General features: G+C 44.4%; 13 protein-coding genes. 3 read left to right on the top strand and 10 right to left on the bottom strand.

Annotated features, from left to right (window positions below; genetic code table 11):
- Positions 1–39: 39 nt before the first annotated feature.
- The 3 genes from wsfD to GB992_RS08905 are packed head-to-tail and all read right to left on the bottom strand — an operon-like array spanning position 40 to position 3,830.
- Positions 40–1,317, bottom strand: a complete 1,278-nt coding sequence (wsfD, locus tag GB992_RS08915) for a glycan biosynthesis hexose transferase WsfD (protein WP_186337571.1) — start codon at positions 1,315–1,317, stop codon at positions 40–42.
- Between the two features lie 30 nt (positions 1,318–1,347).
- Positions 1,348–2,439 (bottom strand): glycosyl hydrolase family 8, encoded by a 1,092-nt coding sequence (locus GB992_RS08910; protein ID WP_161002116.1) that lies wholly within the window; start codon positions 2,437–2,439, stop codon positions 1,348–1,350.
- Positions 2,436–3,830, bottom strand: a complete 1,395-nt coding sequence (locus GB992_RS08905; protein WP_161002115.1) for an FAD-dependent oxidoreductase — start codon at positions 3,828–3,830, stop codon at positions 2,436–2,438. The genes GB992_RS08910 and GB992_RS08905 overlap by 4 nt, the downstream gene beginning before the upstream one ends.
- A 795-nt stretch (positions 3,831–4,625) precedes the next feature.
- Here GB992_RS08905 and GB992_RS08900 point away from each other — a divergent pair.
- The gene (locus GB992_RS08900; protein ID WP_017262566.1) at positions 4,626–5,309 is read left to right on the top strand and encodes an EAL domain-containing protein; all 684 of its coding nucleotides are present in this window, start codon (positions 4,626–4,628) and stop codon (positions 5,307–5,309) included.
- A 192-nt stretch (positions 5,310–5,501) separates the two neighbouring features.
- Here the strand turns inward: GB992_RS08900 and GB992_RS08895 are convergent, their stop codons facing one another.
- From GB992_RS08895 to GB992_RS08885, 3 genes are read right to left on the bottom strand one after another with little or no spacing between them, the layout of a single operon-like run.
- On the bottom strand, positions 5,502–6,359 hold the full coding sequence (locus GB992_RS08895; protein ID WP_161002114.1) for a hypothetical protein: 858 nt from the start codon (positions 6,357–6,359) through the stop codon (positions 5,502–5,504).
- Complete coding sequence (locus GB992_RS08890; RefSeq protein WP_161002113.1) at positions 6,359–8,263, bottom strand: ABC transporter ATP-binding protein; 1,905 nt, start codon at positions 8,261–8,263, stop codon at positions 6,359–6,361. The genes GB992_RS08895 and GB992_RS08890 overlap by 1 nt, the downstream gene beginning before the upstream one ends.
- Complete coding sequence (locus GB992_RS08885) at positions 8,263–9,996, bottom strand: ABC transporter ATP-binding protein (protein ID WP_161002112.1); 1,734 nt, start codon at positions 9,994–9,996, stop codon at positions 8,263–8,265. The genes GB992_RS08890 and GB992_RS08885 overlap by 1 nt, the downstream gene beginning before the upstream one ends.
- 490 nt (positions 9,997–10,486) lie before the next feature.
- On the opposite strand from GB992_RS08885, the gene GB992_RS08880 reads away from it, so the two are divergent.
- Positions 10,487–11,638: an ArgE/DapE family deacylase gene (locus tag GB992_RS08880; protein WP_161002111.1), complete on the top strand. Its 1,152-nt coding sequence runs from the start codon at positions 10,487–10,489 to the stop codon at positions 11,636–11,638.
- A gap of 109 nt (positions 11,639–11,747) precedes the next feature.
- Here the strand turns inward: GB992_RS08880 and purB are convergent, their stop codons facing one another.
- Positions 11,748–13,043, bottom strand: coding sequence for an adenylosuccinate lyase (gene purB / locus GB992_RS08875; protein ID WP_161002110.1), 1,296 nt, complete (start codon positions 13,041–13,043; stop codon positions 11,748–11,750).
- A complete protein-coding gene (locus GB992_RS08870) occupies positions 13,040–14,353 on the bottom strand; it encodes an adenylosuccinate synthase (RefSeq protein WP_161002109.1) in 1,314 nt (437 codons plus the stop codon). The genes purB and GB992_RS08870 overlap by 4 nt, the downstream gene beginning before the upstream one ends.
- 211 nt (positions 14,354–14,564) lie before the next feature.
- Between GB992_RS08870 and GB992_RS08865 the strand changes: the two genes are divergently transcribed.
- Positions 14,565–15,536, top strand: a complete 972-nt coding sequence (locus tag GB992_RS08865) for a GMP reductase (RefSeq protein WP_161002108.1) — start codon at positions 14,565–14,567, stop codon at positions 15,534–15,536.
- Positions 15,537–15,680: 144 nt separating this feature from the next.
- Here the strand turns inward: GB992_RS08865 and GB992_RS08860 are convergent, their stop codons facing one another.
- The gene (locus tag GB992_RS08860) at positions 15,681–17,036 is read right to left on the bottom strand and encodes a nucleobase:cation symporter-2 family protein (protein WP_161002107.1); all 1,356 of its coding nucleotides are present in this window, start codon (positions 17,034–17,036) and stop codon (positions 15,681–15,683) included.
- On the bottom strand, positions 17,026–17,622 hold the full coding sequence (locus GB992_RS08855) for a xanthine phosphoribosyltransferase (protein WP_161002131.1): 597 nt from the start codon (positions 17,620–17,622) through the stop codon (positions 17,026–17,028). Before GB992_RS08855 ends, GB992_RS08860 begins: the two co-directional genes overlap by 11 nt.
- Positions 17,623–17,635 lie beyond the last annotated feature (13 nt).

Genomic DNA, 17,635 nt, shown 5'->3' with positions numbered 1-17,635 from the left:
GATCAGCTCCTAAAAGATGGGTTTGTGGTAAACACCATTTTAAAGGAAGCTGATCTTTTTTGTCCGAACAGCGTTCGGATTAATTTTACAATCTATCATTAACACATAAAAAGCGAACGTTCGTGGGAAAAATGCGCCCATCATGGTGGAAAAGCCCGTAAAATAATGTGTTTGCGCATATTTTGGCTGACCGGCTGACTTGGTGTAATCACTAACTGCCTTAACCTGCGTCAACTGGCCGTCCTTAGCGGCCAGATTTAGTAGCGCACCAAATTCTGACGGATGGGTCAATTCATACTTTAAAATCCACATGAAACTGAACTTATCCGTAAAGTGCTTCTTCATGTACTTACTATTAACGTCAATTGGCGAATAACGATCAAAGTACGTTTGCCCCCGAGTCAAAGCAAATTGACTATCAATCCCTCCTTGCATCAATGCCTTTTCAGGATCCTTTGCCTTTAGTAACACACCGCGAGTCATGGACTGATACTCATTAATGTTATTAAACGTCTTGGTAATCAAGGCGTAGGTCGCCACCCCAGAGGCTAAAATCAGTACAGTACCCAAAATGACGTACAATTTCTCGGCACGTTTGTGAAACACAAACAACAAACTTAGCATTGTCAGCGCAAAACCTAGTGCCAGCGGCGCATTCTGCTGTTTGTTTGTAATCAGGACCACGGTGCTGATAAAGAAGAGCAAGACCATCGGCCAGCGCCGTTTGAAGCGGTGACGCGCCAGTAACAGAATCGAAGAAAACGAATAGAGCATAGCAACGAACATGCCTGGTTCTGCGAAGAAGGAATTAAAATACAGCGTGTATGATGAGTCAGCGAAAACAAAGACAACCATCAGCGCAATAATGTAGTTCCGCCACCGTTTCGAAGGAAATGTTAACGCCTCGGTCAAAAGATAGATGCCACCTAGAAACAACACGTAATAAATCAGTCCCATAAACCGAATATCAAAGACTTTGGTACTATAGACCAACATGTTTAAGCCAATTGCCGCCTTGATAAATAACGGTTGTGACGAGAACAGCGCCGCTGATGATTCGTTAAAATATTGCATAATGCCATATTTTTGAACCATGTATGTAAAAAAGTAATATGGTTTACCAGTTAATCGATAGAGACCGTTTACGTAGATGGCCCGATCAAAATCGCCATTGTTAGCGTAACCGTTAACCGGTGGAATGAATAACAGGTACGCCACAATCAGCGCTGACAAGATTACCGCCAACGCCGCTGGTGAAACATGCGACCGAAACCACAACAGACCTCGTGTCAGGCCATGCCTCAAATGCGCGCCCATTCAATCACCCCTTTCTCTCAAACACCGTTATTAGTGAGTGACACCATCCATTGCCACCAATGCCATTAGGTTGTTAAACGAATATGCCGTATTGGTACTTTCATCTCCGAACCCGCCTGCTAGTGGTGATGCATCATTTTTAACCTGCATCGCCAACAATTGTTGCTGACCGGCGGCTTGAAGCGCCTTTTGACCGCTTGCGTTACCAATCATCATGACTAATGCGTAATTGGCAGCAGACTGATCAGTTGTTAACGCGTGCCCGTGCTGGTCATACTGGTTAACCAGCGTCTTATGCTTTGTTTGCTGTAACAGCCATCGTTCACTGGATGGTTTTAAACGACCAATTTGAGCGATGTGCAATAACGTCACTAATCCTTCTGTGGTGTTAATGTTACCAGTCGTATATTTGTGTGTGTGATAATTGTACCTTCGGGCGTAAAAGGGCATCTTACGGCTAATAAAACCGTTTTGAACCAAACGCAACTGCTTTTGATAGGTTTTAGTGTTGCCTTCTAACTGACGCAGCGTCAAAAAATCAAAGTATGACAGCGTACCGGTTTGGGGGCGCTTTTTAGACTGCGGATCGTAAAAGTCTGCAACATGTCCTTGTTTCAAGGCTTGCTTTTGCTGATGATGCCACAGTGACTTAATTTCACGCTGATAATGCTCTGTTTTAAAGGTTTTATCGTACTGGATCAGGGCACCGATAATCCGCAGGTCATCGAGCGTTGCGTTCACATTTGAGCGCTTTTTTGTCCGTGGATTATACCGATAGCTAAACTGATTGTGCGCGTAAAAGGTCGTTTTCGTTTGCTGATAAAACTTAGTAAATGCTTCTCGCTGATTCGTGAGTGCAAGATGTTGCAGATACAATCCGGCTGACTCACTCAATAGTTCATTGCCACTAGCAGTGTCGCCACCCGCATTGACTTGATCATTCACGTTGGTTTTAACACCCTGCTTGGTAACCAGCTTGGTTGTCACAAACTTGGTCAGTGCTTGATGAGCGGATTCCAGCGATTGTGCATCGGTGTCGGCTTGAACGTTTAGCAGTGGGCCACTAACCATCAGTAAAACAAGTAAACTAACAAGGGTTAGGTAACGTCGCCATTGATTCATATTTCTGATGCCGCCTGATCACTATTCTTTGGTTCCTTCCGGCCACGCTGTTGTTCCTGTGCTACTGCGATTTGAGCCACTTGATTCAAATAGTTAAATGGCTCATCATAATTGGGCTGAAATAACATGTCGACAAACGCTAAATCATCAATTGTATTCTTATTCTGAATGCAAACAGACAATGTGTTCGCGGACTGAGCAATTTCATGTTCACACAACAACTGACCACCAAGAATTCGACGAGAATCCCGATCGTAAACTAACGCAATGGTCAGTTTGGCCGTTGATGGCATGTATGCAGGTCGATAATTACCTTCGTAAGTTGCCGTTGCTGCATCAATCCCCTGCTTTTGTGCATAGGCGAGAGTACTTCCTGTTGTTGCCAAAGTACTGCCAAAAATCTCCATCGCCGACGTCGACTGAGTGCCCATGTATTTCAAGGTCGGCGTCAACAAGTTCAGGCCAACCAACGTGCCTTGGCGAACAGCCGTGGACGCCAATGGTGCATACAGATTTTCATTTGTCGGGTTAAAGTGAACCGCACAGGCATCCCCGGCAGCAAAAATATGGGGATCGGAACTCTGCATGTAATCATTGGTTAAAATGGCACCATTCGGTAACATGTCAACCTGCCCACTCAGCAAACCCGTATTAGGCACAAATCCAGTCGCCACAATCGCTAAATCAGTGGGATAATGACCGCTGTCCGTTTCGACAAGAATTCCGTCACCCTCTGGGTCTGCACTAAAACCGGTCACACGTTCGTGCAGATGTACGTCGACATCATGGTCAACCAGTCGTTGCGTAATTTTTTCAGACAACATTTGGTCGACAGAGTGAACCAAAATCTGTTTGTGATTCTGAAACAGACTGACTACATGCTCTGTGCTGGCATAACTTTCCGCAAACTCCACACCAACATAGCCAGCGCCAGCAATGGTAATGTGTTTATTTTCCTCGGCCGTTTTATAAATCTGTTTGGCTTGGTCATAATCTTTGCACAACAAAACCCGGCGTGAGTCGATTCCCTTCAATGGCGGAACAATCACTGTTGATCCGGTCGTCATCACTAGACGATCATAATGAACTGTTTCAACATCCTTACTAATAAGGTCTTCGACGACTACCGTTTGTCGTTTTGCGTCAATCTTTAACACATCATGTTTTACATGAACGTGTGCACCTAATTTACGCAGAGCCTCAGGGCTTGAATAAAACATGTCCTCTAGACGTTGCACACGACCGTCCAAATACAGTGAAATCCCGCATGACAGAAAAGAAATATTATCATGCCGTTCATAAACCTCAACGTCTAAATCTGGATTGGTCACTAGCATCTGACTAATCGCAGCGGTACCTGCATGTGTACAACCAACAACAATAACTTTCATGAAAGTTCATCCCCAAAATTTAATTAATAACTTATGACTCTCATAAAGAAAATTACGGTAACACGGCCATCATAATCGGCCTACCTTAAAATTAACTTTATAAAATGTTTTGTAGCTCTTTTTTTTAGTGCCAAAAACATCTACGAGCTTTATTAAATCAACGATTCTTAACGCTTGACCACAGTTAACCAGCAACTGTACCATAGGTCAAGTAGTTCACCATAATTAACTCAAGTTTGTCTTTTCATCATTAACTTGAGTGATAATATGTAGTACTTGTATTTGCGATAAAAATCGCCTTCGGTTGTCAACATGGAAACACCGGCGTGGGAGCGGTTCAAGCCCGAAGTTCACGGTCTCTCACCTCGTCGCCAAGCCTCAAAACCCGAGTCTTCGCGACCGTCCCCGTGCTGTACATCAGGAAAACCACCTGATTACAGCCCCCTTCACGCCTTGGTTTCCTTGTTGACGCCCTTCGGCTTACATTACAGGCTTAGACTACCGTTAGTTAAAAATAAGCTTGTTCAAAAAAATACAATTTGTGTCTACAGTAATATAAGTGGAGTCGACTAGAGACAGAGTTCCGTGTCGACAGCACTTAATGGTGCGGGTTTGACCATTTAGTGCTGTGGGACGAGTTCTGAGACGAACTTGGGCTCAGAATCGAGGTGGAAGACTCCGGTTTTCAGGAGACTGAGACCGGTCCTCAGGGAACGGCGTCTCTGGTCGACGCAACGATGGCATAAGAACTGTAATAACCAGTTCGTTAATATAAAATGCAAAGGATGGATGAGCATGTTTCGTTTCTTTATACAACCTCAATTGAATATCGCCACCAATTCAATTATTGGTTATGAAATGCTCTTAAAAGAGCACACGCCAGATGGTTGGCGGGTTCCAACGTCTTTTGACAGCATTACACCGCAAAACTGGACGGAATTATTTGTGGCCTCGACCAAACTCTTGTCGCTAAAGATTCATTCCGTGTCTGTCAATCTAGATCGCCGTCAGCTGATGAATGACGACATTGCCAAATCAGTTATTGATGCCCAGGAACGTATGCGGCCAATGCGGGTCGTCGTTGAACTAACTGAACGGGTTGGTAAGGTGCCTTTCACAAACGCCGAGTTGATTCCCCAAATTCAGCAATTTACCAATCGTGGCATGGATTTTAGCCTAGATGACGTTGATAGTGGCGACAATCACTACAACAATATTAAAGACCTCCTGCCTTATGCCGATGAAATTAAGTTTGCTCTGCAAAACTTTAAGCAGGGACTAATGTCGCCCAATATTCGGCAGGAATTAGACACTTGGCTTGGCATTACCCATCAGTATAATCAACGTCTAGTATTGGAAGGCATTGAGGATGAAGTTGGCGACGACATCGCCAACGAAATGGGCATTAACATTCGCCAAGGTTATTATTATGGCAAACCACATTTATTAGCTTTAGGTCAGGATAAATCATTCGCCTAGTTTTGTTAATGTGGCAAGCAGTTCCGCCGGTCTAACAAAACACAACGTACCTATCCTATGTGTATTACTTTAAAAAATAAAACGTTATTTTACAAAAATTTAGGCCGATAGCGGTCTAATTCGCATGAATATTTTAAAAAATCGCCTTTCCTAAAATTTTAGGGAAGGCGATTTTTTGAAACCGTAATATCATTACTTTACGACAAAGATATAAATATTAGCAGGTGATAGCCCAATCGTGAACTTAACACCCTTAGAATAGATTGGATCAATGGAACTGGAACCGCTCTTAACGCTCTTTGTTTCTTTACCAAATTGCTTCATCACACTCTTAGAGTCCGCACCGACACCGTTTGTTAAAAGCGCGAAGCTCGTGCCAAACTGCTTTTGGGTAGCCTTTTGCTTAAATGCCTTGGTCGGTACGATCATCGTCGCACCGAGAACTTGACCATTCTGAACGTTCATTCGAATGCGGTAGTCTTTGGTCGAAACAACGTCACTAACACCATTAGCGGGTGTTTTAACAGGTAGCAATTGACCTTTGGCCTGTTGTTTGGCCGTGGCCATTGCTGCCTGAACATCCTTTTGCAAAGCGCCAACTTGAGCAGCAGCCTCTGGCGTTGGCTGTTTCTTCAAGCTTGCGGCAGCCTTTTGCAGTGCCATTGCCTTGCCCTGATCAGCTTTGCTTAACTTAGAACCCGTTAGCGCCTGATTGAACGACTTTTGCAAGGTTTGATAATCAGTCAATGCCTTAGCCGCTGAAACGTGGATTGTTTTACGCGAACCATTAGCGGTCAACTTAACGGACTGACGTTTGGTCGTTGTGGGTACCTGAATGACAAACGTCCCATTATGCACAGTTAATGATTCTTTTGTGTGGTCATCGACTTGATAGGTCACCTTATTAGCGTTGGTGTGTCCTTTCACCGCGGCAACCATGCCATCTTGATGATACGTTTCATGCGTGGTTGTCAGTGACGCGCGCCCACAACCAGCCAAGGCGAGGACGGAAGCCGCAGCAACAACACCTAATATTGTCTTTCGTTGCATTACGATTCCTCCCCTTCATTCATGCTGATGTTGCCGGCAAACTGACTATTGTAAAGATCAGCGTAAAATCCGTTAGCTGCCATCAACGCATCGTGGTTACCTGTTTCAACAACAGAACCATGATTCATAACAATGATGTTATCGGCGTTTCTGATTGTAGATAACCGGTGCGCAACAACGAAACTCGTTCGATTTTGAAGCAACTGTTCCATGGCGTGCTGAATTTGAACTTCAGTCCGCGTATCAACAGAACTCGTCGCTTCATCAAGAATCAGAATTTCGGGATCCGCCACAAATGCCCGGGCAATCGTTAATAACTGACGTTGTCCCTGAGAAATGTTCGACGCTTCCTCATTCAATACCGTTTTGTACCCTTCTGGTAACTTACAGACAAATTCATCGACGTGAGCGGCCTTAGAGGCGGCCATAATCTCGTCGTCCGTGGCGTTTTCACACCCGTATTTCAAGTTATCCCAGATTGTGCCGGTAAACAACCAAGTGTCTTGAAGCACCATCGCGAAGTGTGAGCGTAAGTCCTCACGCTGAAGGTCACGGGTATCCGTACCGTTCAAACGAATTGAACCACCCTTAACGTCATAAAAACGTTCCAATAGGTTGATAATAGTCGTCTTCCCGGCACCGGTTGGCCCAACAATGGCGACCTGTTGACCCTTCTTAACAGCTAAGTTGTAATCAGTCATCAACAGTTCGTCATCGTAACCAAACTGCACGTGGTCAAGGGTCAGCAAGTTTGGATCATCAGGCTGTGCTGGTAAGTTTGACTGTGTTTGCTTCATTTCTTCTTCATCAAGCACATCGAAGACCCGTTCAGCTGACGCAATCGTTGACTGAATCGTGTTCAGTAAGTTTGCCAACTGCGAAATTGGTTGTGAGAATTGCTGCGTGTATTGAAGGAAAGCCTGTACGTTACCAAGGGTGACATTCCCGTTAGCAACTTGGATCCCACCAACAATCGCCACAAACACGTAACCAATGTTGTTCAAGAACATCATCAGCGGCATGATAATTCCGGAAATAAACTGTGCCTTCCAAGCCGCTTTGTAATACGTTTCGTTCTGTGTTTCGAAGTCCTTGATAGCATCGTCTTCCTTATTGAAGCTCTTGACCACCTCATGACCTGAGTAGTTTTCTTCAACTTGGTTATTGATCAACCCAAGGCTCTTTTGCTGTTGACCAAAGTAACGTTGTGACTTCGGTGCCACAACCCCAACAACGACCAAACTGAGCGGAATAGTTACCAATGCGATCAGCGTTAGTTGCCAGCTAATCGTTAACATCATCCATAAAGTGCCGACAAATGTTACCAAACTGGTAATCGCTTGCGTCAGACTCTGTTGCAGCGTGCTGGCGATATTATCCATATCGTTGACCGCACGACTCATAATGTCCCCGTTGTTATGCGTGTCGTAATACTTGATCGGAACTAAACGCATCTTGCCTTTAAACTCACGCCGTAACTTGTACACAGTCCGCTGAGAGATCCGCGTCATAATGTACTGTTGTAGGAAGTTAAACAAGGCCGAAGCCAAATACATAATCAAAACAACAACGATAATATTGAGGACTTTTTCGAAGTTGATTGGGTAGTGACTCATGGCGATGCCGGCCTTTTGATGCGCGACACCCGTCATAATTCCTTTGTAGATTTCGGTTGTTGCTTGACCCAAAATCTTTGGTGTCCGAATTTGGAACACAACCGCCGTGATGGCGAAAACGAGCACCATAATCATGCCAAACCAACGATCTGACATGTATTTCATTAATCGAATAAACGTGCCGAAGAAGTTGTTAGGCTTTTCAACTAAACCAGGGCCTGATCCCGGACCGTGTCCGTGACCGCCAGTTGGTCGTGGTGTCTGTGTTTTCTTTGCATTATCACTCATTACAGACCCGCCTCCCCTTCGCGTAACTGAGACCGCATAATTTCTTGATAAACTTTGTTGGACTGTCGCAATTCTTCGTGTGTGCCCTTGCCGACTAGCTTCCCGTTATCAAGCACTAGAATCAGATCCGCATCAGCAACTGTAGCAATTCGTTGCGCAACAATCACAACAATACTCTGTTGAATCCGTTTGTCCTGACGCAGTTGACCACGCAATTTAGCATCAGTCTTAAAGTCCAAAGCGGAAAAGGAATCATCAAACACATAGGTGCTGGCGTCCTTCACCAATGCACGGGCAATGGCTAACCGTTGACGTTGACCACCAGAGAAGTTTGCACCGCCCTGTTCAACGTGGGCGTTCAAGCCACCCTCTTCTTTAACAAAGTCGGTTGATTGGGCGATATCTAACGCTTGCCAGATTTCGTCATCTGTCGCGTCCTCTTTACCAAACTTCATGTTGTCGCGAATAGTACCAGTAAACAACGTTGCCTTTTGTGGCACCATCGCGACTTCACCATGTAGTGTCTTAATGTCTTGCTGCCGCACATCAACGCCATTCACATTGACGCTTCCTTTTTCAACATCAAAGAAACGAGGAATTAGATTGACCAGCGTTGTTTTACCAGAACCGGTACCACCGATGATGGCCACCGTTTGACCAGCCTTGGCACTAAAATCAATGCCGCTTAAAGCAGGCTGTTCTGCGTGACGGTAACGGAATTCAACGTTATCAAATGCCAGTTGTTTGGCTTCACCAGTTGCTGGCGTAGTGGGGTGTTCTGGATCCTTAATGCTGGAATCTAGGGATAGGACTTCCTGAATCCGCGTTGCCGAAGCGGCCGCACGAGGCAGAAAGGCCATGACCATTGCGAGCATCATGAAGCTCATCAAGACTTGCATCGCATATGTCATGAAGGCAATCATGTTCCCGACTTGCATCGCCTGCGAACTGATCAGCTTGCCACCGAACCAAACAATGGCAACGTTTGTCGCGCTCATAATCAGCGTCATCACAGGATAGGCAAACGCCACGATCGTGTTAACCTTAATCGAATTGTCCGTGTAATCCTGGTTGGCTGCTTCAAAGCGATCCTGTTCAAACTGATCCTGACGGAAAGCCCGAATAACACGAACACCAGTAAGACCTTCACGAAAGACCAAGTTCAAACGGTCCGTTTTCGTTTGCATGGCACGGAACCGCGGAATCGCCAAGCCCATAATCAAACCAATACAAATCAGTAAGACAGGAATCGACACCACGAAAATCCATGACAATTGGTGACTCTTGTTATAGGCCAAGAAACTGGCACCAATCAGCATAATCGGTGCCATAATCATCATTCGTAAAGCAATCATGGCAACGTTTTGAATCTGGACCACATCGTTGGTTGTTCGTGTGATCAATGATGAAGTTTCTACCTTATTAAACTCATCATTGGCAAAGTTCATTACTTTGCTATAGATGTCACTCCGCAAGTTTTGACCTAACTTTTGTGAAGAACGCGCTGCTAACAACACGTTCAACACTGCGGCCGCCACTGACAGTAACGAAAAACCGATCATTTCAAAACCGATTTTCCATATGTAACTAATGTCACCCTTTGCCACCCCGTTATTCACAATGTCTGATGTTAAACTGGGCAAGTTTAGGTTGGCTATGACCTGAATAATCATAAAAAATACGGCACCGAGTACCGCCCATAATGAAATTCGGCCCCTAGCTATTTTTAGCATTTGGCACGTTCCTCCTCGTTCGTAAGCAAAGATGTGACGATGATTGACACAAAATAAACCTAGCTATTATACGCCAAAGAAAGGCGTATTCTCTAACTTAATTTACTCAAAATAATTGTAAATTAATTCATTTTTATCAATTGACGTTATATCTGCTATTTCGTCCGTAACAATCAATTTTTCGCACGAAGCAGAGTGAGTATATCACTTACTGTTTCTTATGGAAACTATTTTAAACTGGCTTTTTAATAATTTCCAAGTTTAGTAAAACAATAAATTACTGTTCGTGATTAAGTAATTTACTATTTTATTATAGTGCTTGAAATAGTAATTGCAAGCTTTTGTTTGTTAAACCATGCTTATTCAATCCCGCCAATTACAAAAATTGTTGCCATTCGGTATCAAAGAATTGACCGTTTTGCCTTCACAACTTACGCTGTTACCAAACAGATTCAACCACCGCCCTGACTGAGTGTAAGGAGGAAGCAACATGAATCAAGACGAACAATTGAAGCTACTGTCCGACCTTATTGGCGTACCATCAGTCAATGGTCGCGAACGCGCAGTAGCGCTTATCCTACAATCTTTTCTAGAGGGTCACGGCATTACTGCGCACTTAATCGATTATGGTACCGACCGTTCAAATTTGATTGCAAGTTACGGCGATAAAAATACACCAGTACTCGGTTTTTCGGGCCACATGGACGTCGTAACTGCTAATGAAAAGGAATGGCAATCGCCACCGTTTGCACTAACCGTTGAGGGTGATCATCTCATTGGCCGCGGCACAGCTGACCAGAAAGCGGGCGTTGCAGCACAAGCGATTGCGCTAGCCGAATTAGCCGATGCACACACCAAACTAAACGGGCAAGTGCGACTGCTATTTACGGTTGGCGAGGAAGTTGGTGAATACGGCGCTCAACAACTGACCGAACTAGGCTACGCAGATGATCTGTCCGGATTAGTAATTAGTGAACCTTCTTCTCAAGACGTTTGGTACGCTAATCAGGGGTCAATTGACTACACAGTCGTATCTACCGGGAAGACCGCACATAGTTCGATGCCTGATTTAGGCGTTAATGCACTAGATAACTTGATTATCTTTTACAATGCGTTACAGCAGGTCTTGCAATCGCACCAAGAAGAAAGTCCCACTTTAGGTAAATTTCACAATAGTGTGACCACTTTCCACGCCGGCGATCAAGTTAACACCATCCCCAACCACGCCGAATTACAAGGTAACGCCCGGACTATCCCAGAGTTCGATAACGCCGCGTTTATTGATCTCTTAACTAGTGTTGTTAACCGGTTAAATGAATCGTCATCAATGAATCTTGCCCTCACCATTAACTTCAACAAGATACCAGTTGTAAGTGATAAAGACTCGCCTTTAGTCCATCAAACCGTTGATATTGCTCAAAAAATTACTGGAAAAACACCGCAAGTAATCGGCATGGTTGGCACAACGGACTCCTCAGAGTTCGTCAAGGCCAAGACACATTTCCCCATCATTGTTTATGGACCAGGAATTACACAGCAGGCCCACCAGCCAAACGAATATGTCTCCAAACGTGCCTATTTTCAAAGTATCGATGTGTATCGTGAATTAGCGAAGCGCTTTTTAAATAAAGCGGATGACTAGTGCTTATAAAAAAAAGTCCGATTATGGACCAACTCAATAGTGAGCTGGCTCGTAATCGGACTGTTTTTATTAATTTCAGGATGTCCCCAAACACACCAGAACGCATCACTTACTCGATGCCGACACGTTTGAAAATCTCATCAACATACCGCAAGTGACGTTGCACATCAAACACGGCAGTCACTTCGGCCGGCGTCAAATATTGGTTGACAAAAGTACTGGCCATCGCCAGTTGTTGAAATGTTTTATCGGTGGTCATTGCCTGTTGCGCCAACTGTTGCACATGATCGTAAGCTGTTTCACGACTGATGTCCTTGTCAATTAAGGCTAGTAGCAATTGTTGACTGAACACCAGGCCACCACTGGATTCAATGTTGTGAATCATCCGGTCCTCATTGACGACCAAATTTGTCATGATGCGATTAAAACGATGCAGCATGTAATCTAACAGCTCAGTCGTGTCCGGTAAGATGATTCGTTCGGCTGAAGAGTGCGAAATATCGCGTTCATGCCATAAAGATACATCTTCAAAAGCCGTAATCATATGCCCACGAATTACCCGAGCCAAACCCGTAATGTTTTCTGAGCCAATTGGATTGTGTTTATGAGGCATCGCTGAAGAACCTTTTTGCCCAGCGGAAAACGGCTCAGCCACCTCACCAATTTCCGTTCGCTGTAAACCGCGAATTTCCGTTGCAAAGTTTTCTAAGCTAGTCGCAATGAGTGCTAACACGCTCAAATAGTGTGCGTGAAGATCCCGTGGCAACACCTGACTGGTCACTGGTTGCGGGCGTAATCCAAGTTGATCACAAACATCCTGTTCCACTTGTGGGGGGATATTTGCAAAAGTGCCCACTGCACCACTTAACTCACCCACAGCCATTTCATCAGTCACTGCTTGTAAACGCGTGATGTCACGATTAATTTCATCTACCCACCGTGCCAATTTAACGCCAAACGACATTGGTTCTGCCTGAATGCCGTGTGTGCGTCCCATCATTGCCGTGTGGCGATACCGTTTTGCCTGTTTGATCAATGTGTCTCTTAACGTTTGCAGATCTGTCATCAATAGGACATTAGCGGCTTTTAATTGCAATGCCTGGGCCGTATCCACAACATCCGTGCTCGTCAGGCCATAATGAACCCACTTTCGTTCATCGCCCAGCGACTCGGATAACATGCGTGTGAATGCCACCACATCATGATGGGTTTCTGCTTCAATTTCACGCATTCGATCAACATTTATGACGGCATGCTCGCGCAAGGCATCAACATCCGCCTGTGGAATCTTACCTAAGTTTGCCCACGCCTGACACGCAGCCACCTCGACCTTTAGCCATTGTTGTAACTTATTTTTTTGTGACCAAATTTGGCCCATTTCCGGTCGCACGTAGCGATCAATCATGCCATTTCCTCAACTTTCATGTCAGCTTGCCAAACATCCTTCAAAACCATTGTCTGTTTACGATCTGGTCCAACAGATAAAGTCGCTAATGGTAAACCAGTTAATGACATGACGCGTTCCACATACTGACGTGCATTCTTTGGTAAGTCATCCACTGTTTTACAATTTGTGATATCTTCCGTCCAGCCAGGCAAGGTTTCGTACACTGGTTTGCAACGCAACAAAGCTTCCCGTCCAGCAGGATAACGATCAATTGTTTCACCATCCAGTTCATAAGCTGTACAAATTTTTAACTCTGGCAAACCGGTCAGAACATCTAAACAATTTAACGCCAAGTAGTTTAAACCGGATACACGTTTGGCATGTCGCAAAACGACCGTATCCAGCCAACCAATTCGGCGAGGCCGTTTCGTGACGGTCCCATATTCGTGTCCCACTTCACGGATGTGATCACCTTTCTCATCATGCAGTTCTGTCGGAAACGGACCATCGCCAACTCGAGACGTATAGGCCTTTGCCGCACCAATAACGGCTGAAATTCTAGTCGGTCCGATGCCACCACCAATAGTGACACCGCCCGCAACTGGATTAGATGAAGTTACATAGGGATAAGTTCCGTGATCAATATCTAGCATTACCCCTTGAGCGCCTTCAAATAGCAAACGTTGTCCATTGGACAGCGCATCATCAAGCACTTTTGAAGTATCAGTTACATATTTGGCGAGCCTTTCGGCATAACCCTGATAAGCCTTTAGTAATGGTTCAAACGCAATTGGTTCCGCACCATACAATTTGGCCAACAACTCATTTTTAGCTATGACATTGCGAGCGAGCAATGTTTTAAAAGTTTCTGGTTCCAATAAATCGGCCACTCGAATGCCAATTCGGGAAGCTTTGTCCATATATGCGGGGCCAATACCCTTATTTGTCGTGCCAATCTTACTGCCTTTTTTACTGGCTTCTTCTAATTGATCTTGCAAGATATGATATGGAAAAATCACGTGAGCACGATCAGAAATTCTTAAGTTATCGGTACTAATGCCGCGTTCATGTAAGTAATCAATTTCAGCTAACAATGTTTTGGGATTCAGCACGACGCCGTTGCCAATCAAACATTGTTTATCACTTTCAAAAATTCCTGAAGGCAATAGTTGTAGCTGGTACTTTTCGCCGTTAAAGGTAATAGTGTGTCCCGCATTGTCGCCACCTTGGTAACGCGAAATCACGTCAGCCTGCTGACTGACAAAATCGGTAATCTTTCCTTTACCTTCGTCGCCCCATTGACTCCCAACAATCACTACTGCTGTCATTATGTCACCTCAAATTTTGTTTGTCGAACAACAATGAGAACTATAACAGGTAAAGTTCGGATAATCAACCAAAACTGTATAATCTAATTATTAATAAATTTATTGTTCCTGTTTTAGTGAATTTTAATTTGACAGCATGATTTAAAACGATTATTGTATCTCGTGTTGACGAACTTTAATCAATAAATGACAGAAAGAGGTTTTCACCTTCATGGAAACATTTGATTATGAAGACGTTCAGTTAATCCCCAATAAATGTTTGATTGAGAGTCGCTCTCAGGCGGATCCAAGTATTACGTTTGGCGGGCATCACTTCAAGCTTCCTGTGGTTCCAGCGAACATGGCAACTGTCATCGATGAACAGTTAGCTACCTGGATGGCAGAACATGATTACTTTTATATCATGCACCGCTTCGAACCGGAAACAAGATTACCTTTTGTTCGGAAAATGGCTAAGAAACATCTCATTAGTTCGATCAGTGTCGGTGTAAAGCCGAACGAAAAACAGTTTATCGATGATTTGACCAGTGAAAAGCTAACACCAGACTTCATTACCATTGATGTCGCTCACGGTCATGCCAACAGCGTTATTGAAATGATCCATTATATTAAGAAACGCCTCCCCAAAGCATTCTTGATTGCTGGTAACGTGGCAACACCGGATGCCGTCCGTGAACTTGAAGACGCTGGCGCCGATGCAACAAAAGTTGGCGTTGGCCCTGGTAAAGTTTGCATTACGAAGTTGAAGACTGGTTTTGGTACAGGTGGTTGGCAGCTGGCTGCAGTTCGCTGGTGTGCAAAGGCTGCGCGTAAACCAATTATTGCGGATGGCGGCATCCGTCACAATGGCGATATTGCTAAATCCATTCGCTTTGGTGCCAGTATGGTAATGATTGGTTCACTGTTTGCCGGTCATCGTCAGTCACCAGGCCATGACATTATGATCAATCACCGTCATTTCAAACAATATTATGGTTCAGCATCCGAAAACCAAAAGGGTGGCCATAAAAACGTTGAAGGTAAAGATATCCTAGTAGATTATCGTGGCGAAATCAGCGATACATTAACTGAAATGACAGAAGATATTCAATCATCTATTTCATATGCAGGTGGTAGTGATCTTACGGCACTCAAAACCGTTGACTATGTCATCGTGCGCAATACCATTACAAATGGTGATTAGTTAAAACTCAAAAAGGGCGCTACCAAATTCTGATTAAACTCAGAATTTGGTAGCGCCCTTTCAATTCAACTTTTTTAATTTCGATGTTAATTGTAAAACACTAACTAATTGGAAATAAAATTAACTCACGATTAACACGGAGACTTACTTCTCTGGCTTTGCTGCTGTAGTCTGGTTCTCCGCAGTAACTACTGTTTTCTCCCTTTCCGGTTGCTGCTCGCGCTCCGGTCGTAAGAGCAAGTTTAGAATAACAGCTGAGAAGCTAGCAATCACAATACCATTGCTCAAAATAAGTTGGGCCGTTTTTGGTAAATCTTGGAAAATTGCCGGTTGAACGGTAACGCCCAGACCTAAACCAACAGAAACTGCCGCAACCAAGATGTTTTTATTGTTGTGAAAATCAACTTGACCAAGCATCCGTACGCCCTGCATCGCAACCATTCCGAACATGACAACCATCGCGCCACCGATAACTGGCGCTGGAATAATCGTAGCTAACGCGCCAATCTTTGGCAATAATCCCAGTGTCATCAGAAAACCAGCTGCATAAAACACTGGTCGGCGACTCTTAATTCCGGATAGCTGAACCAATCCAACATTTTGGGAGAACGTTGTGTATGGGAATGTGTTGAACAAACCGCCAAGGGTAACTGCCAAGGCTTCAGCACGGTAGCCCTTCTTTAAATCCGTTTCCGAAATTGGTTTGTTCATGATATCTCCCAGAGCGAAGAAAACACCGGTTGATTCAACCATTGATACGAGTGAAATCAGAATCATCGTTAGGATTGAAGAGATTTCAAAGTGTGGAACACCAAAATAAAACGGTTGTGGAAAGTGAAACCAACTGGCCTGCAAAACCGGTTTTAATGACACCATTCCGAATGCTCCGGCTGTAAGTGTACCAACTAGCAACCCAATCAACACTGCAATTTGGCGAATAAATCCACGGCCCCAAACGTTAGCAGCAATGATTACAGCCACGGTTAGAAAACCAACCCCGAGGTTTAAAGGTGAGCCAAAGGTTTTTGCCGATGCATCCCCGCCGCCAAGGTTTAAAAATGCAATGGGAATTAGTGTTAATCCGATAACGGTGATGACTATGCCTGTGACCAAGGGTGGAAACAGGTGTCGGAGCTTGGCGAACACACCGGCGATTAAAAAGACAAAGATACCGGCCGCAATGATGGCACCATACATAGTTCCAATCGAAAAGTGCTGACCAATCAAGATTAATGGTGCTACTGCTTGAACGGCACAGCCGAGAACAACTGGCAAGCCGATCCCGAAAACACGATTCGTAAGAAGTTGGAGTAACGTTGCCAACCCACTCATGAAAATATCAACTGAAACCAAATATGTCATTTGAGTTGCATTAAAATGCAAGGCGCCACCAATGAGCAATGGAACTAATACGGCGCCTGAGTACATTGCTAATAAATGCTGAAGTCCAAGCATGGCAGCTTTGGATTCACGTGCCGTTGTCGTGGATTTACTGGACATTAATTTGCTCCTTTTCATGGCTGAAAACAACGTGACCATTATCAAAACTTGCGATACTTGCCAAAGCGAGCAATGGGATGTGACGGTCCACGATGAACTGATGACCACGTTGGAATCGTTTCTCAATCACCACGCCAACACCACCAACCGTGGCGCCGGCAGCCTCACAGATATCCAGCAGGCCGTTAACAGCTTGACCGTTTGCGAGAAAATCATCAATAATCAGTACCTTATCATCAGCCGACAAAAACGATTTTGAAATTGAAATTGTATTTTCAGTTTGTTTAGTAAAGGAGTAAACCGTCGCTGTGTATAAATTATCTGTCAGCGTCAGGCTCTTGTGCTTACGTGCAAACACCATCGGAACACTAAGAGAAAGACTAGCCATCAGTGCTGGTGCAATCCCAGACGATTCCACGGTTAGCACTTTAGTGATCCCCATATCGGCAAAGTAGTGAGCAAATTCATCGCCCATAGCCTGCATCAATTCGGGATCCACCTGATGATTTAGGAAACTATCAACTTTTAAAATATCTTCACCGAGGACACGACCTTCGGCATCAATGCGTTCTTCAAGACGTTTGATAAACTTCTCCTCC

Origin of the sequence: Furfurilactobacillus milii, from assembly GCF_009863985.1 — a bacterium.
Taxonomy (GTDB): domain Bacteria; phylum Bacillota; class Bacilli; order Lactobacillales; family Lactobacillaceae; genus Furfurilactobacillus; species Furfurilactobacillus milii_A.
The sequence above is the reverse complement of the archived record's forward strand: the minus strand, read 5'-3'. Positions and strand labels throughout refer to the sequence as shown.